This window comes from Opitutaceae bacterium, assembly GCA_041395105.1.
Lineage (GTDB): Bacteria > Verrucomicrobiota > Verrucomicrobiia > Opitutales > Opitutaceae > B12-G4.
In genome coordinates, this window is the sequence record JAWLBB010000006.1 from 142,564 (window position 1) to 158,501 (window position 15,938).

A 15,938-nucleotide genomic window follows, 5' to 3' on the forward strand; every position below is an offset into this window, starting at 1 on the left:
CCGGGACCGGCCAGGCGTGGCGGGTGGAAAAGATGGGAGCGAAGGTTAATCCCGCCGGCTGCGGCGACGTCCGGGCGCAAGCGCCGCGGCTACCCGTTTCTGCAGGACGGGCACGAGTTCTCTCTCGAACCACGGGTTCCGAACCAGCCATCGCCCGTTCCGCGGGGAAGGATGCGGCAAGGGAAGGAGTTCGGGAAGAAAAGAGCGGAATGAACGGACGGTCGCGGTCAGGTTGCCCTCGAATCGTTGACTCATGTAGTGACGTTGGGCATACAGGCCGATCACGAGAGTCAACCGGATCCGTGACATGTGCTCCCGCAAGGCAGCGTGCCAGAGCGGGGCGCATTCCGGGCGGGGTGGCAGGTCTCCGGTCTTTCCCTTCCCCGGATAGCAGAATCCCATCGGCATCATGGCCACCCGGGTGGCGTCGTAGAAAACAGTGGGGTCAATGCCCATCCAGTTGCGCAGGAGACGGCCGCTCGGATCGTCCCAGGGCACTCCGCTGGCGTGGACCTTTGTCCCCGGGGCCTGACCGATGACGAGGATGCGGGCATCCGGGTGGATCTGAACGACGGGCCGGGGTCCGTGGGGCAGGGAGTCGGCGCAGACGGTGCAGTTGCGGACTCGGCTGAGGAGCGAAGCGAGGTCTTCCCGGTCCATGCGGATTTGTGATGGGGCGTCTTTGCGCGGAACCCGGCAGGCAAGTGCTCCGGCCTCAGCCCTCCGCCGGGCGGAAGCGATCAGGGACAACAATATCCCGGCGGCGTGCTTCCGGGTTGACCCGAAGGACCGTCAGCACGCCGGCCTCCACCGTGCCCTCAATTGTGGTACGATGGGGGGCGTGGAGCTTGAAGTCGACATCCCAGTCGGCCGGCCAGGCGGGCAGGAGGAAAATCCTGTCTCCTTCGGACTGAAGGAGCATGGCCTGGAGAGCGGTGACGAGGACTCCACCGTGATCCTGGTCGGGCGTCCAATCGTAATTGGGACCCCAGAAGGCCGGAAAACGTGAGTCGGGATCATGGACGGAGGCACGCTCGACCACGTAATCGCGGGCCTCGTCGGCCAGTCCGAGGTAGGCCATGAATATATCCTCCTGTCGCCAGCCGAACGCCCCCCGGTCGAGGCGGTGGTGGAGCGCTTCGATGCCGAGGGTCGCGTTGGGCTTCTCAAAGGAGACCATGCGGAAGGGAAAGACGGCGTAGAGTTCCGGGTTTTCGATGTTCCGCTTTTCCTCGAACCGAGCGGCCGGAGCGAGCATTCGGACCCCGTCGACCTCCCGAGTGGGCAGGGTGGGGATCCTTTCCCGAAGGCCCTCGAGGTAGTGACGGTCTTCTGCGGGCAGGTCCGGCCCGGGCAGGTCGAGAAGCCGGCCGATAACGGCGTGGAGTCCGGCCACTTCCGACATCGGGTTGGTGGCGTCCCACCAGGTCTCGAGGGCCTGGGCGGGATGCATGACCAGTTTGCCGTCGGGACCGGTCTGGTAGAATAGGTCGAAGAACCTCAGGACGGGCAGGGCGGTGGGCAGGATGGTTTCCTTCAGGAAAGCCTTGTCGTCGGTATGCGCATAATAGTCCTGCAACATGAAGACAAACTCGAGACCGGAAACCCACTCCCATTTGTGGTAGCGGTTTTTCTGGAGCTTGTCCGTCCGCTCCGCGGCGGGTGGGTCCCACCCGTAGACTTCACTGAAGACGGCACCCCAGGGATAAATGCATTCGGGAAAGTAGGCGGCGTTCTCGATTCCGAAATAGCGATGGGTCCGATGGATGGATACATCGAGGACCTCTCCGGCATACATTTTGTAGAGCGAGGGGAGCAGGTCGAGGTCGCCGGAGGTGCAGAGCGCGGTGTAGGAGAGGCGTGTGTTCTGCCACCAGTAGCCGGTTCCCCATCGGCGGTAGTCGGGCCCACCCGGGGTGTCCGGCCAGGGGACGGTGAAGATGGAGCCGTTGAACTTGATCGGGTAGTCGCCACGGCCTCCGCAGGCGATGATATAGCGCTGCAGGGCATAGCCGCGATTGACCGCTTGAACGGAGGCCGGGGGGGACGACCCGCGTGGCGTGATCCGGATATGGCTGCGTGACCAGAAATCCCGCCACCAGGCAAGGTGGGCGGCACGGGCCGGATCATGGCCGATCGCCTGGATGTTCGATTCCGAGAGCAGAATCGCTTCGAACCATTCCTCGGCCGTCGCCGGTTGGCGGGTCAGCACATGGATCCGGAAGCGGTGGTGCGTTTGATCCGGGCTGACCAGGTGATAGTCGTCGGAACGCTCAACCCCGTCTCCGATGATCCAGGCCCCGAAAACGCGGTGGATGATCGGATCCCTCCACGGCGCCTCGAGGAGGTCTTGAATCCTCATGGTCATCTCCGGGCCGACGGATTTCCCGTTCCGGTGATACCAGCCGATTCCGGATTCAAGGTTGTGCAGAACGGTGTCCGGTTCGACAACCGTGGGTTCACGTTGGGCACCGTCGACCAGCCGGTCGAGCAGGACATCACCGACCTCGATGCTGGGCAGGACGGTGGGCTCCGTCCGCCAGAGTTCGAAGGATGCCGTTGCGGTAGACGCGGTGTCGCTTTCCACCTCAAGGTGGATGACAGGGTGATTGGCATCCACCCAGAGGCGGACCGCTCTTGTGCCATTGGTCGGGTCCGACGTCCTGACGATCATCTCTCCCCGCGCCGGGTGGAGTTCCTGACGGAAGGATGAAGAATTGGTCGGAAGGGGTGGAGAGAGTCTCAACCGGACGAGGCCGACCTTGGCCAGCCGGGAATTGTCCTCCCAGGCGTCGGTCTTTCCGATGTAGAAGAGGAGGTCGCCTCCGGCATCGACCCAGGCGTTGAGGCCAATGTCCCCATTGCCCAGGGGCATGGAGCCACGGGCGTCGGCGCTGGGAGAATCCCAGACAACGGGATCCGGCATTCGATCGGGCGGCCTTGAGGCGGCGGGAGAGCCTTCGGTCAGGGAAGACATGGCGAGTGCGACGATGAGGGTTCGGATGAGCACGCTGGAAGCCGGTGAACGGGCCACGCGGGCGGTTTCAGGGCAAGGATATCGGATTGGGAACGATGGGTCAGTTGACCGCTCGAATCAATCCCGCCGATCGGAATTCCGTTCGATTGGGAAGATCCGGAACGGCTCACTCAATTACCGTGAGCAGATAATCGATGACCTCGGACGCGGTATACGATTTCCGGTCTGATCCCACCACCTGGAAGATGCTTTGAAGATCGTCGCCGCAGGTCACCAGCGGCAATTCGACGATGCCTTCAGCGCGGACCTGAGGAAGTCCGATATTGGCCATGAGGCCGTTGCAGAGGCATTTGCGGCCGACGGTATCCTCGATCGCGCCACCGCTCTTGGTGTAGAGGTGGATTTCATCTGCCGGGCAGCGCCAACCGAGGTTGCCGTTGGGGAGTTCATAGGCTTCGCGAAGGTAACCGAGGTCACATTTGCGCTGCCGGCCGTCATAGACACCGGCTTCCGAAAGAGTGTCGGGGACGGAAAGCACCTTGATGGGAAAACCCGTCGGTGAAGCCAGGGGATCGGTGAAGACCCGGGGCTGCTTGTCCTGGCACCTCCGGATCAGGTCGTGCTTGATGTCGGCGCGCATCCCCGATTCGTCGCAGAAGGCAAAGAGCGTGCCGACCTGGATACCGGCGGCACCGGCGGCCAGGGCCTCCTTGAGCCGGCCCGGCCCGCCGTAGGACCCGGCCAGAAAGAAAGGCACCCCGAGTGCGTTGATGGCGACGAGATCGATCGCATCGCGTTGCCCGTAGACCGGTTCGCCTTCCGCACTGAGTTCAGTCTTGCCCCTCGGAGGGGCATTGTGACCTCCGGCCGTCGGGCCCTCGATGATGAGACCGTTGACTCCGCCGTTGCTTTTCTTGACCAGGAGACCGGCAAGGGACGCGGATGAGACGATGGGAAAGAAAAGGGGGCGCGGAAGTGATGGCGGGGGCGTCTCAAGAACGTTCCGGGGGTCGAAGGAAAGAAAATGTTCCTTCCCGCTCTCGGTCTTGCGTATCTGAAGTTTGGATTCGACGGGTTCGCCCCGGGTCAGGCTTTCGATGGCCCGTGGGATCTCGATCGGTATTCCGGCACCGACGAGGACGAGGTCAACTCCGGCGAGCATGGCGCCGTAGAGCGAGGCGAGCAGCGGGGCCTGAATCTTGTGCAGGTAGTTGATCCCGACCAGTCCGTCATGTCCTTCCTTGGCGAGGTAGACCTCGGCAAAATTGGCGGCGACGATCAATTCCTCAAGTTGCCGGCTGGGCCGATTGCCCACCATCGGTTTCCCGGCAAACGGGCGATCGGCGTCCTTGCCATTCGCGATGAAGTAACGGGTGAGGATGCGATCGGCGATAACCGGATCGGGGAAGGCCTCAAGGGCACGGCGCATATGGCCGCCTGGGTCACCGACCTGCAGTCGCCGGACGAGAATCAGATCGAGAGCGGTGCCCGAAACCACACCGATCTGGCCCCTGGTTGAAACGGAGCGGGCCAATCGCCAATCGGATACACCCGCGCCCATCCCTCCTTGGATGATCTTGGGCAACTTCATTTCTGGAATGGTTTCTTGGGTAATGGTGTCCTTGTGTGTCTGGAATGGTCCCCGCTGGCAACGGAAATGGCGTGGGGATCAATGGATGGGCAGCGATTTGCAATTTGTGCGCCTCGGACGGAGAAAAGGCTTAAGTCAGGGACACCGCCGGCGCGAGTTTGTGCCGGGTCGGCGCTTCTTTTCCTCTTTGATTCCGTTCGCCCGATCCGCATGGTGGTGAAGGGAGGATCCATTGCTCACGGAGACCGGCGCCATTGATGCGGGATTCGGGGCCAGCACCCGGAACAAAATCCTTCCAACTTCTCCGGCTTCTGCCTTCATGGGGCCGTGGCGCTGAAGATGGACCGCAGTCAGATGGAAGCTGTGCTCAGGGAACGGATCGGTTCCGAATATTCGCGCGGTTTGGAACGACTCGGCGACGGGCTTGTCCGCCGGTGGGTGCTGCGGCGGGGAAAAGAGTTTGCGAGTCCGTGGATCTGGTGGGGCGACGTGAGCAAATCACGGGAGGAGTCCTATGGGGGAGGCCCCCACGAGGGGGTTGATTTCGCCCTGGCCGAGATGACCTCGACCGGGCGGGTGGAAGCCGGCCTTGAGGGGATGAGGGTTCCCGTGTTCACGACGGGCCGGATCATCTGGAGCTTTGCCGATCTGGTGGGTGACACCGTGATCGTGGCCACGGGCGAGAAGATCGAGGATTTCCGTTTCGTCATTCAGTATTCACATATCGACTTCGAGAAGGCCGCGCTCGGCGAAGAGGTCAGCGGAGGAACGGACATCGGCCGGATCAAATTGTCGAACAATCCCAAGTCGATCACCGCGTCGCACCTGCATGTCTCGACCGCCCTGCTGCGTGACGATCTGCTGTCGCTCCCGCCGACGGCGGTCGATTTCACGAACTGGCTGCACTGGGAGCGGGAAGGGAGTCTAATCTACCTCGACCCCCTCGGCCTGCTTGAGTCAGCGGTCAGGGACCGTCTCTTTGTGACCGGGAAAGACGCCGAGTCTCCGATCGCATTGCTGATCGGAAGTGGTTCGACCAAGGAGGATCGCCTGATCCTCCGCCGCGTTCTGGCCCGGAGTTTTCCCGGGTTGCACACCGTATCCAGGCAGACGGTCGAGGAGGCCGTCGGCGACCTCGGGGACCGGGGGCTCTTTGTATGGAATGACGCCCGCAAGTGGCAGATCCGGGCCGGTCGGTCCCTGACCGTTCCGTCGGGTTCGCCGATCGAGGGCGAAGGCTTCGAGGAATTGGTGGAAGCGATCCGTTCGGTGGAAATGGCGAACGCAATTGGACGATAAAGGCGGCGTTGACTGCCGGTTCTGCCCGATGGGGGGGCGTCTGGGCCGCACCTATCGTGCCCAGGCCGGGAAGGCGTCGATCGGATTGCCGGCGACGAGGGGAAAGAGAAGGCTGACGACGACGAGCGTCACCAGGAGTGCGACGAAGTTGAGGATCAGTCCGGTTCGCGCCATCTCGGCGATGCGAATCCGCTGGCTGCTGAAGACGACGGCGTTGGGAGGGGTGGCCACGGGCATCATGAAGGCCATTGATGCCGAGATGGTCGCCGGTATGGCAAAGATCAGGGGATGGACATGAATGCTGACCGCCCAGCCGGCGAGGATGGGCAGGAGCATGGAAAGCGTTGCCACATTCGAGGTGAGTTCGGTCAGGAAGGTCACACTCAGGCAGATGACAGCGACGAGGATCATGATCGGGATCGGACCGATGGCCAGGAAGGACTCACCGATATGCCGGGATAGTCCGCTCTCCCCAAATCCGCTGGCAAGGGCGAAACCGCCTCCGAAAAGCACTATGATTCCCCAAGGGAGCCGCGCGAAGGTGTCGCCTTCGAGAATCCGTCTTTGACCGGAGTCCTTCCCCGCCGGCACGAGAAAAAGAACGAGGCTGGAAGCGATCGCCACCGTCCCGTCATCGACTCGACCGAAACCTCTCCAGAGGCTGGCCCATCCCGGCAGAGTGATGTTTCCCAGGTGAAGGTCCTGGCGGAAGGTCCAGAGAAACACGGTCACGGCGAAGACGGCCAGCACGACTCGTTCCTCATAGGTGATTGTCCCCAGATCGTCGATTTCCCGCTTGATGATCGAGCGGTCGAGGGTCATCGACTTGTCGAACCGGCAGAGGACTTTGGTCAGGAGCAGCCAGGTAATGCCCATCATGATGAAGGAAAAGGGCAATCCCAGGATCATCCACTGGCTGAAACTCATCGGCGGCGCCTCCGGAAAAGATTCCTGGAATATCCGGGCGAAGGCGAGGTTTGTCGGCGTGCCGACCAGGGTGGCCACTCCCCCGATCGAACAGCTGTAGGCGATTCCGAGCATCAGCGCGAGGGCCAGTGCGTGGGTCTTCTCCTTGCCGAATTCCTCCTCCATCTTGCTGATGATGGCGAGGCCGATGGGCAACATCATGACCGCTGTTGCGGTGTTCGATATCCACATCGAGAGAAAGCCCGAAGCGGCCATGAAGCCGAGGACGAGCAGGTCCGCCCGCCGGCCGATACGGTAGATGATGGCCAGTGCGATCCGCCGGTGGAGGTTCCAGCGTTCCATGGAAAGCGCGATGAGAAAACCTCCGATGAAGAGGAAGATGATGGAGTTGATGTAGGACTTGGCGATCACGCTGCTTTCGACGATCCCTCCCAGAGGAAGGGCCACCACGGGGATCAGGGCCGTGGCGGGGAGCGGGATGGCTTCGGTCATCCAGTAGATCGCCATCAGGGCGGCGATCGCCGCCATCACCCCGACCTCCGGGCGATCGGGCACCGGGTGGTAGAAAAGGAGGATCAGACCGAACGCGGTCAGACCGGCAATCAGACCTATTCGGTTCCAGGGCAGGTGGCGGTGCACGTTCAGTAGCCGGAGGCGTGATTGGTGCGGCGGGGATCAGCCCACCCGGTTTTTGTTCCATCGGCCCCGATCTCGATGGCGGTGAATCCGCCAAAAGCTTCGGGGTCGGTGATGACTTCAATTTCCCAGCCGGCTGCCGCGAGACCCTCGGCGACGCCTTCGGCGGGAGGCCCCTCCCATTGCAGGAGAGTGGAATCGGCCCGTTCGGAATAACTGCGCACGAGGTGAACCCGTGGAGCGGTGATGGCTTGGCCGAGGTTCCGGTCAAAGACGAGGTGGTCGAGCAGGACCTGCAGGGTCGCGGTGGGGATGCGCTGGCCGCCGGGCAGACCGATCGCCACGATGGGCCATCCGTCCTTCAGGATCAGTGTGGGCGCGATCGTGCTTCGGGGTCGTTTCCCCGGTGCCGGGAAATTGACGGTCCCCGGTTCGGCGAAGCTGAAGTTCTTCAGGGAGTTGTTGAGAACGACGCCGGTGCCGGGGGCAATGACGCCGGAGCCGAAATGATCGCTCAGTGACTGGGTGATCGAGGCAACGTTCCCGAAATCGTCGGCCACCACGAAGTGGGTCGTCCATCCGTCCCGGGCAATGGCTACATCGGCAATCGGTGCGGTCTCGGGACGCTCACCGGCTGCGACCCGGAGAAATGCCAGGTTGGCGGGGTCCACCAGCTTCTGCCAGCGGTCCGGGGCGTCGGCCGTGTCCGCCACCTGATCCTGGATCATGGGATAGACCTGCCGGAGCATACGTCCCCAGCGGTCGATGTTTTCTGCCGTCAGGAGGGTGTCCTTGGGATTCCAGTCCTCATTTTCGAGGGCCTTCAGAGTCAGCAGGACCGTGGCGCCGCCGGTCGTCGGGGCGGGACTGGAAACGATGGTGAGATCTTTCCAGTCGATCTTGAGAGGGGGGGAGAGTCGGGCGGTGTAGGTGCTGAAATCGGCGAGGGTCAGGACCCCTCCGCCGGATTGGAGTTCCTCGACAATTGTCCGGGCGACTTCGCCTTCGTAAAGACCGCTGCGGCCCTCCCGGGCGATGATCCCCAGGGTTCGGGCCAGATCCGGATTGGGGAGCCGGCTCCCGGCAAGCGGAGGTTGACCGGCCGGGAGGTAGAGACGTTCGGCTTCCGGATTTGAGCGGATCCGCTCGACCCGGCGGGAGAAAAAGACGGGCATTCCGGGGACGACAAGAGACCCCCGGCTGGCAAGTTCGGCTGCGGGCTGGACCAGTTCCGACCAAGCCCGGCTGCCCCATTTCTCATGGGCCAGTGCGAGGGCGGCGACCAACCCCGGGACGCCGACCGACCGGGCTCCTTCGCTCTTCATCCTGGAGGAGAGTGCGCTGAAGGCCTCCGGGTCCATTTGCATGCCCGCCGCATCCATGCCGTCAACAAATGCGCATTCGCCTGATACGGCATCGAAATAGACAATCGCACACTTGCCGCCGATCCCCGATCCGTAGGGTTCGGCCACGCCGAGGGCCAGGGAGGTGGCCACGGCGGCATCGATCGCATTGCCACCATCGGCCAGGATTCTCATTCCGATCTCCGCCGCCTCCGGATGGCCGGCCACCACCATGCCGTGGGCTCCCCGGACCGCTTCGATCCGGTGTGCGGCGATTGCCTGAGTGCCGACAACCGCGGCGGAGAGCAGGAGAAACGACCAGTGAAGGAATCGAGGTCTTCCCGGAGTCATGCGCGAAGATTTCATTGGATCGGAGTTGGATTACAGGCCCGCCTCGACCAGGGCCCGGATGATGCGTTCCGAGCCCCCGATGACGTGATTGGCCATGGCGGATTCGGCCTTGAAGACATCCCGCTCGCTCAGGGCGTCGACGATATCAAGGTGACAGCGGCTCGCCTTGCCGGAGTCGGTTACCCGTCCGATCCCGAGATAGGCGGGCCGTTGATACTGATCCAGGGCCGACATGACGATATTCTCAAGGAGGGGATTGCGGACAGTTCGGACGAGGAGAAGGTGGAAACGGGAGTTCGCGCGGCAAAAACGGATGAAACTGGCGTCCTCGCCAGGGACGATCTCCGGCATGGTCGCCGCTTTCCGGAGGGCCTCGATTTCGATTTCGGTCGCGCGGACGGCGGCCAGCGCGGCCACTTTTGACTCAACGATACGGCGGACTTCCTGGAGGCGCCGGTAATCCTCCGAAGTCAAGGCGGCGGCCTGGTAGCCGCAATGGGGCCGAAAGATGACGAGATCCTCGTTTCCCAGTCGGTTCAAGGCCTCCCGGAGAGGTGTGCGGGACACTTTCAGGTTCTCGCAGAGTTTCTTTTCCCGAAGATGCTCGTTCGGCGCGATCGCGCCGGTCAGAATCCGCCGTTTGAGTTCCGCGTAGAGGCGATCCGGCAGATTCGACTGGATCGGTGCATCATCGGCGATCTCGACCAGCGACGGTTTCGGGGGGTTCATCCTTCGGATCGAGTTCCTGGCGGGGGCGGTTTGACTACACGGAATGGATGGGTGACGACAGAGTCGGGTCGCGGTTGTCTTTGGACCGGGTCCGGAAGAAATCTTACCGGAATTTCTTGTTCTTCTGTCAAGGAGAATGTATACAATGTATACGATCGAAGTCGTGCACGGCCCGGATGGAGTCCGGTGGCCGCTCGGCAATCAGTACATGGCATGAAGGATTCATCACAGTGCAAAGAGGGCGGGATTGAGATCCCGGACACACCGAACCGCCCGGCGTTCACGCGGGCCGATCCGCTCTAGATGGACTTCGATCTCGGCGCGTTTGAGGGCGATCTGCGTACCCTCGTGAATATCGATTCCGGATCCACCTGTGTGGAGGGTGTCAACGAGGTGGCTTCCTGGTTCTCCCGGCGCTTTGAGGCGCTTGGTTGGCCCGTCGTGATCGAGGAGCCGAAGCCCGGACTGTTCGGGAAGAGTGTCTTTACATGGCATGGGGATCCCCTCGCACTGGATCTGCTGGTCATCTGCCATCTGGACACGGTTTTTCCGGCCGGAACAGCCGCCAGGCGACCATTCGAGGTCAGCGGTGATCGTTATCTGGGACCGGGGGTTGCGGATATGAAAGCGGGATGTCTGATGGCCCTCAATTCGATGGAACTGTTGCATCGTGCCGGCCGCCTGCACGGAAGTGTCGGTGTGTTTTTCAATGGCGAGCACGAGCTCAGTTGTCCCAACACCCGCGCTTCGATCGAGGCAAAATCCAGGGCCGCCAAGGTGGTGGTGACGACCGAGCCGGCGCGGGCGGACGGCTCCTGTGTCCGGCAGCGGAAGGGTGTCCTTCGCTACACGATCCAATTCCACGGGCGCAGCGCCCATTCCGGAGTCGACCCGGAGAAGGGAGTCTGTGCGGTCACGGAAATGGCCCGGATGATCCTTGCCCTGAAGAAACTGGCCGACCCGGAGGCGGGGATCAGTATCAACCCGGGATTGGTCAAGGGGGGAGTTTCGGTCAATGCCGTTCCCGATTTCGCCGAATGCAGGCTGGACGTAAGGGTAAACCGGCCCGACGACGCCCGGCGGTTGGATGCGGCCATTCGAAGGATGGCGGACCATCCGGTTGATCCCGGAGTCCGGATTGATCTCTCGGGTGGGATCACCCGTCCGCCGATGATCCCGAACGACCGGTCCGAGGAATTGATCCGGGGGATCAACCGGATCGCGCGGGGCTACGGGTTGGATCTGGGCTGGAGTTTTTCCGGAGGAGGGTCGGACGCGTCGTTTGCCTCGGCCTTCGGGATCGCCACTCTCTGCGGGCTTGGTCCGGTGGGCGGTGGCTACCACACCGAACGCGAATACATCGAGGTTCCCGGACTGCGGGAGCGGATGTGTGTCTTCCGCGATATGGTTGAGGCTATCTGTCATGGCACGATCTGATCCGGGGAAGCGCTTGTTTCGACTCCTGTTCTGGATGGTCGCGATCCTGATCCCGGCCGCGGTTTCAGGGGCGTTGCCTCGTGGTGTCGGGCAGTTTGTCTTCAACGATCCGGAGACAGGCCGGGAGATCGCGTGCTGGTATGTCCTGGCGGATTCCTACGAGCGGAGCGATCCTCCGGTGATCGTCTTTCACGGGATGAAGCGGAACCCGGATGACTATCGTGACTCCTGGATCGAGGACGCCGAACGTTTCGGCCTGTTTGTGGTCGTTCCGTACTTCAGCGAAGAGGACTATCCCGGCACGTCCGGATACAATCTGGGCAATCTCTTTTCTTCTGAATCGGATCGGACAAGGAAGCCGGAAAGCGTCTCGAGCTTTCGGATCCCCGAGGTGGTGTTTGACCACCTTTCATCCTCGGACGGGGAGACGGAGGCGGCCGGCTACATGGTTTTCGGGCACAGTGCCGGTGCCCAATTCGTCCACCGGATGATCGCCCTCCACCCGGATCCGCGCCTGCGTCTTGCCATCGCGGCCAACGCCGGATGGTACACCTATCCGAATGTGACCGACGACTGGCCCTATGGTTTCCGCGGGACGGGCCTGACCGAAGCGGACCTGCCGCCCTTACTCGGAGCGAATCTGGTCATCCTGCTTGGCGATCAGGACATCGACGAAACCCAGGACAACCTGCGGAGGACTCCGGAAGCGATGCTTCAGGGCAGGCACCGCTTCGAGCGGGGGCATCGGTTTTTCCAGGTGGGGCAGGCGCAGGCAGCATGCATGGGGGTGCCGTTTGGCTGGCGAATCCAGGTGGTCCCCGGGGTGGCGCATGATCAGGGCGGCATGGCCCCGGTGGCCGCCGCATTGATGGCAGAGGCGATTCGCGGGGATCGCGCCGGACACTCGTGCGAGGCGGGAGACTGACATGGGGTTTCTCGCCATCGCCATCATCGGCCTGACGATCATCCTGATCGTCCGACAGTACCAGACGCAGGCGGTGCTCTTTCTCTCGGGGTTCTCCCTTCTTCTCCTCGCCTATGGGCACCACCTTCTTTCGGGCGAGCCGGTCCCGGGTCTGGCGGAAGCGGGAACCGGATGGTTCGGGTTCGATCTCTTCCAGATTGTCCAGGAATCCTTCTCCACCCGTGCGGCGGGAATCGGCATGATCATCATGGCGGCGGGCGGGTTCGCGCGCTACATGTCGTCGATCCAGGCATCGACCGCTCTGGTCAAGCTGGCCGTTCGTCCGCTCTCATGTATCCGGAATCCCTATATCCTGCTTTCGCTTTCCTACCTGGTCGGTCAGATCCTGAACATCTTTGTTCCGAGCGCGGCGGGCCTCGCCATGCTTCTGCTCGTGGCCATGTATCCGACCCTGGTCCGGCTCGGTCTTCGACCCGCCGCGGTGGCGGCGGTCATCGGCACCACGGCCTGTCTTGATCTGGGGCCGGCCTCGGGTGCATCGAACCTGGCCGCCGAGGTCAGCGGGCTTGAGCCGATTGTCTATTTCGTGCGTCACCAATTGCCGGTCGCCCTCTTCGTCATGCCGGTGGTTGCCGCCCTCCATTTCTTCTGGCAACGACGGTGCGATGCGATGGACGGAGAGGCGGCGGGATCGGTCGCCGACGAGCTGGTGGTCGGTGCGCAGGACGACACCCCGGCACCCGCTCTCTACGCTCTTCTTCCCATCCTGCCGCTCGCACTCCTCCTGGTTTTCAGTCCGCTGGTTGTCCACCAAGTCCGGTTGGATGTGGTCACCGCCATGTTGATCAGCCTTTTTGTCGGCATCGCCTGCGAGATCATTCGTCTCCGGAGTCTGAAACTGGCCCTGGCGGGAATCGTCCACTTCTTCAAGGGGATGGGGGATATCTTCGCCAAGGTGGTCACCCTGATCGTTGCGGCGGAGACCTTCGCGACCGGGGTGAAGGCGACGGGCCTGATCGGCGATCTCCTCGGACTGGTTGAATCCGGCGGTCACGGGGGGCTTGTCATGATGATCGCCCTTGTTCTGCTGGTGGGCTGCATCGCGCTGCTGACCGGCAGCGGCAACGCCGCCCTGTTCAGCTTCGCCGGGATCATCCCGGCGGCGGCGACGCCGATGGGATTGTCGGCGGTGGCCCTGATGCTTCCCAGTCAACTCGCGGCAGGGCTCTTCCGGAGCATGTCGCCCGTTGCCGGGGTCATCATCGCGGTTTCCAGCGCCGCCAATGTCAGCCCGTTTCGCATCGTCAGGCGAACGGCCGTCCCGATGCTGGGGGGGGTGGTCGTGATGGTTTTGGTCAGTGCCTGGTTGGGTTGACGTCTCCGCGGGGGGCTCGGAAGATGCGCCCGCGGCGGGTGAAGCATCGGATGGAAGCAGATGTCCGCGCGGGCCGGATGGAGGCACCGGTCTGGCGGGGAAAGAGCCGGATTCCTGAGGCCCGTGACGACAACCGGGTTGACAACCCGGGTCCTCTCCCTCTTTCGTATGATTGTATACAATTGTAACCCCAATCATGCCGCCCCGCCCATCCCCCCTGCATCCGCGATCTGCCGGCGAACCCGCCGGAAAGGTCCTGTTTCTCGTCTGTGTCCTCCTGGTTGTCCTGGCCAGTCTCCTGGCCTCGCTCGTTCAGCGTTCGGGCGGGCGGGTCAAGGTCATCGGGATCAAGATCCCGACCCAGAACGGCCAATGGGTCGTCGCGGACCTCTTCAAACCCCGCACGGCAACCGAGGAGAATCCCGCGCCGCTGGTGGTGGTCGTGCCGGGTTTCCAGCGCTCCAAGGAAACTCTCGCCAACATCTCGCTTGAGCTTTCGCGAAGAGGCATGGTGGTGATCGCCATCGACCCCTATGCGCAGGGTGGATCGAGCTCGTCGATGAAGTCGAATGCCGCGACTTCGGAAGGCTACGGGATGTTCGCAGTGGTCGACTATGCGGCGAACACTCCGAATCTGAACTACATTGACAAAACCCGGATCGGGGCGACGGGGCATTCGGCCGGCGGGAATGCCGCGATCCGGGGGGCGAGTCACTTTGGCCGCGAGGCGATGGCGACGGGGCGGCCCAGCAAGCTCCAATCCGTCTTTGTCTCGGGTTATGTTCTCACCCTGACCGATCGGGTGCTGAAGGATGTCCGTTCCAATGTCGGTGTCAGCTACGCCCTTTTCGACGAGGGTGCCTATCGGAACGAATTGAAAAACGGGGACATGCGCCGGGCGCCGGAAGCTATCCGCCTGGTCAACAGCGGGCGGGATCCGGGAGCACCGCCGATCGAGGAAGTCGAAATCGGGCATGTTTACGGGCAGGCGGCTGACCGGAACCTCCGGGTGGTTTACAACGAGCGGATCATCCACCCCTTTCAACCCTACAGCATCGAGGCGACCGCCAATCAGATTGAGTATTTTGAACGGGTCTTTGGGATGGAGAGCGGATTCTCCAGCCGGAACCAGGTCTGGTTCTGGAAGGAGATACTGACCCTGGTTTCCCTTGTTTCGTCGATGGTCGCCCTCGTTCCGCTCGGGCGGATCCTTCTGGCCAAAGTGCCTTACTTCAACTTTCTGGTGCGCCCGGTGCCGCAAGCGCTGCCCAGGCCGGAGGGCAGGGGACGGCTTCTCTTCTGGAGTCTCTTTGTCATCGGCGCCCTCATTGCCTGCTTTTCCTATATCCCGATGGCCGAGCTCTCTCAGAAGCTGTTCGTTGCGGCCTCGAGCCGGCAGCAGACCTGGTTCTTCCCGCAGCGGATGAACAATGCCGTCATGCTCTGGGCGATTTTCAATGGTCTCGTCGGATTCCTGATTTTCTTTCTGAGCTACCGCTTTCATGGCAGGAAACGGGGGATCCATCCCGCCATGTGGGGAACGGCGACCAGCCTCCGGGAACTCAAGCGCACCTTTCTGCTCGCGGTGACCCTTTTTCTCTTCTTCTTTCTCCTGCTCTTCGGGGTTTATTGGTTCCTGCACGTCGACTATCGCTTCCTCTTCAACGGAGTGCGGGCCTTTCAGCCGGTCATGTTCGTGCTGCTCCTGATGTATGCCCCGATGTTCTTCGTCTTCTTTCTTTCCAATTCCCTGCGGGTCAACGGGGCCATGCGCCTCGAAGGGGATCCGGAATGGAAGAGCCTCCTCGTGTCCGGGGTCGCCAACTCCCTTGGGCTTTTCTTCATTGTCCTGGTCCAGTATGTGACCTTTGCGGCCACCGGAACGGTCTTCTGGACGGATGGCTGGCTCTACGTCAACCTGCTCTTCGCGGTGGTCCCGATCATGTTTGTCCTGCCCTATTTCAACCGGTATTTTTTCCGGATGACGGGACGGATCTATCTCGGACCCATGACGATGTGCCTGATCTTCATCATGATCCTGCTTTCCAATACGGTCTGCTATATTCCGCTGTAGGAGAAGAGGGAGGCTCGTTTCCGTCCGAGCAGGAGAGGCTTTACGCCTCGATCAACCGCTGCATCGAGGCGTAATGTCTCTCCTGCTACAGACACAGTCTTCGGGAATACATACCCAAGACAAACTTTAGGATGCTACGTTTGGTTTGGTGAAACCGCGCTCTGCCACGGTTCGGTTGGATTCTTCAGGATGACATTCCCATGTGCCGGAACAGGACGGGAGGGCCGACGGAGCCATTCGGCAGGCTCAGGGTAGACTGGCACCTCTCCTGCAG

The 15,938-nt window shown here is 62.2% G+C and carries 11 protein-coding genes; 5 read left to right on the top strand and 6 right to left on the bottom strand.

Going from position 1 to position 15,938, the window contains the following annotated elements; all coding sequences use genetic code 11:
• Positions 1 to 45: 45 nt before the first annotated feature.
• The 3 genes from R3F07_16885 to R3F07_16895 all read right to left on the bottom strand — a co-directional run bounded on the left by R3F07_16885 (position 46) and on the right by R3F07_16895 (position 4,568).
• Entirely contained in the window at positions 46 to 660 is a 615-nt protein-coding gene (locus tag R3F07_16885; GenBank protein MEZ5278060.1) for a uracil-DNA glycosylase family protein, read from the bottom strand.
• A 55-nt stretch (positions 661 to 715) separates the two neighbouring features.
• On the bottom strand, positions 716 to 3,034 hold the full coding sequence (locus R3F07_16890; GenBank protein ID MEZ5278061.1) for a DUF5703 domain-containing protein: 2,319 nt from the start codon (positions 3,032 to 3,034) through the stop codon (positions 716 to 718).
• A 109-nt stretch (positions 3,035 to 3,143) separates the two neighbouring features.
• Positions 3,144 to 4,568 (bottom strand): nitronate monooxygenase, encoded by a 1,425-nt coding sequence (locus tag R3F07_16895; GenBank protein MEZ5278062.1) that lies wholly within the window; start codon positions 4,566 to 4,568, stop codon positions 3,144 to 3,146.
• A gap of 489 nt (positions 4,569 to 5,057) precedes the next feature.
• On the opposite strand from R3F07_16895, the gene R3F07_16900 reads away from it, so the two are divergent.
• The gene (locus R3F07_16900; GenBank protein ID MEZ5278063.1) at positions 5,058 to 5,867 is read left to right on the top strand and encodes a hypothetical protein; all 810 of its coding nucleotides are present in this window, start codon (positions 5,058 to 5,060) and stop codon (positions 5,865 to 5,867) included.
• 51 nt (positions 5,868 to 5,918) lie between these two features.
• Here R3F07_16900 and R3F07_16905 read toward each other — a convergent pair whose 3' ends face one another.
• Genes R3F07_16905 through R3F07_16915 form a run of 3 tightly spaced genes read right to left on the bottom strand, consistent with a single transcriptional unit; the run spans position 5,919 to position 9,853 of the window.
• Entirely contained in the window at positions 5,919 to 7,433 is a 1,515-nt protein-coding gene (locus tag R3F07_16905; protein ID MEZ5278064.1) for an SLC13 family permease, read from the bottom strand.
• Positions 7,434 to 7,435: 2 nt separating this feature from the next.
• Positions 7,436 to 9,139, bottom strand: coding sequence for a gamma-glutamyltransferase family protein (locus R3F07_16910; protein MEZ5278065.1), 1,704 nt, complete (start codon positions 9,137 to 9,139; stop codon positions 7,436 to 7,438).
• 15 nt (positions 9,140 to 9,154) lie between these two features.
• On the bottom strand, positions 9,155 to 9,853 hold the full coding sequence (locus R3F07_16915; GenBank protein MEZ5278066.1) for a GntR family transcriptional regulator: 699 nt from the start codon (positions 9,851 to 9,853) through the stop codon (positions 9,155 to 9,157).
• 303 nt (positions 9,854 to 10,156) lie between these two features.
• Between R3F07_16915 and R3F07_16920 the strand changes: the two genes are divergently transcribed.
• The 4 genes from R3F07_16920 to R3F07_16935 all read left to right on the top strand — a co-directional run bounded on the left by R3F07_16920 (position 10,157) and on the right by R3F07_16935 (position 15,664).
• Positions 10,157 to 11,290: a M20 family metallopeptidase gene (locus R3F07_16920; protein ID MEZ5278067.1), complete on the top strand. Its 1,134-nt coding sequence runs from the start codon at positions 10,157 to 10,159 to the stop codon at positions 11,288 to 11,290.
• A complete protein-coding gene (locus R3F07_16925; protein MEZ5278068.1) occupies positions 11,277 to 12,215 on the top strand; it encodes a hypothetical protein in 939 nt (312 codons plus the stop codon). The genes R3F07_16920 and R3F07_16925 overlap by 14 nt, the downstream gene beginning before the upstream one ends.
• 1 nt (position 12,216) lies before the next feature.
• Positions 12,217 to 13,590, top strand: coding sequence for a C4-dicarboxylate transporter DcuC (gene dcuC, locus R3F07_16930; protein MEZ5278069.1), 1,374 nt, complete (start codon positions 12,217 to 12,219; stop codon positions 13,588 to 13,590).
• A 196-nt stretch (positions 13,591 to 13,786) separates the two neighbouring features.
• Positions 13,787 to 15,664, top strand: coding sequence for a hypothetical protein (locus R3F07_16935; GenBank protein MEZ5278070.1), 1,878 nt, complete (start codon positions 13,787 to 13,789; stop codon positions 15,662 to 15,664).
• The last annotated feature ends 274 nt before the right edge of the window (positions 15,665 to 15,938 follow it).

What these genes read in the sequence shown, in the direction of transcription:
- R3F07_16885 (MEZ5278060.1), bottom strand. Translation starts at nt 660, where the DNA reads ATGGACCGGGAAGACCTCGCTTCGCTCCTCAGCCGAGTCCGCAACTGC.
- R3F07_16895 (MEZ5278062.1), bottom strand. Translation starts at nt 4,568, where the DNA reads ATGAAGTTGCCCAAGATCATCCAAGGAGGGATGGGCGCGGGTGTATCC.
- R3F07_16910 (MEZ5278065.1), bottom strand. Translation starts at nt 9,139, where the DNA reads ATGAAATCTTCGCGCATGACTCCGGGAAGACCTCGATTCCTTCACTGG.
- R3F07_16915 (MEZ5278066.1), bottom strand. Translation starts at nt 9,853, where the DNA reads ATGAACCCCCCGAAACCGTCGCTGGTCGAGATCGCCGATGATGCACCG.
- R3F07_16920 (MEZ5278067.1), top strand. Translation starts at nt 10,157, where the DNA reads ATGGACTTCGATCTCGGCGCGTTTGAGGGCGATCTGCGTACCCTCGTG.
- R3F07_16925 (MEZ5278068.1), top strand. Translation starts at nt 11,277, where the DNA reads ATGGCACGATCTGATCCGGGGAAGCGCTTGTTTCGACTCCTGTTCTGG.
- dcuC (MEZ5278069.1), top strand. Translation starts at nt 12,217, where the DNA reads ATGGGGTTTCTCGCCATCGCCATCATCGGCCTGACGATCATCCTGATC.
- R3F07_16935 (MEZ5278070.1), top strand. Translation starts at nt 13,787, where the DNA reads ATGCCGCCCCGCCCATCCCCCCTGCATCCGCGATCTGCCGGCGAACCC.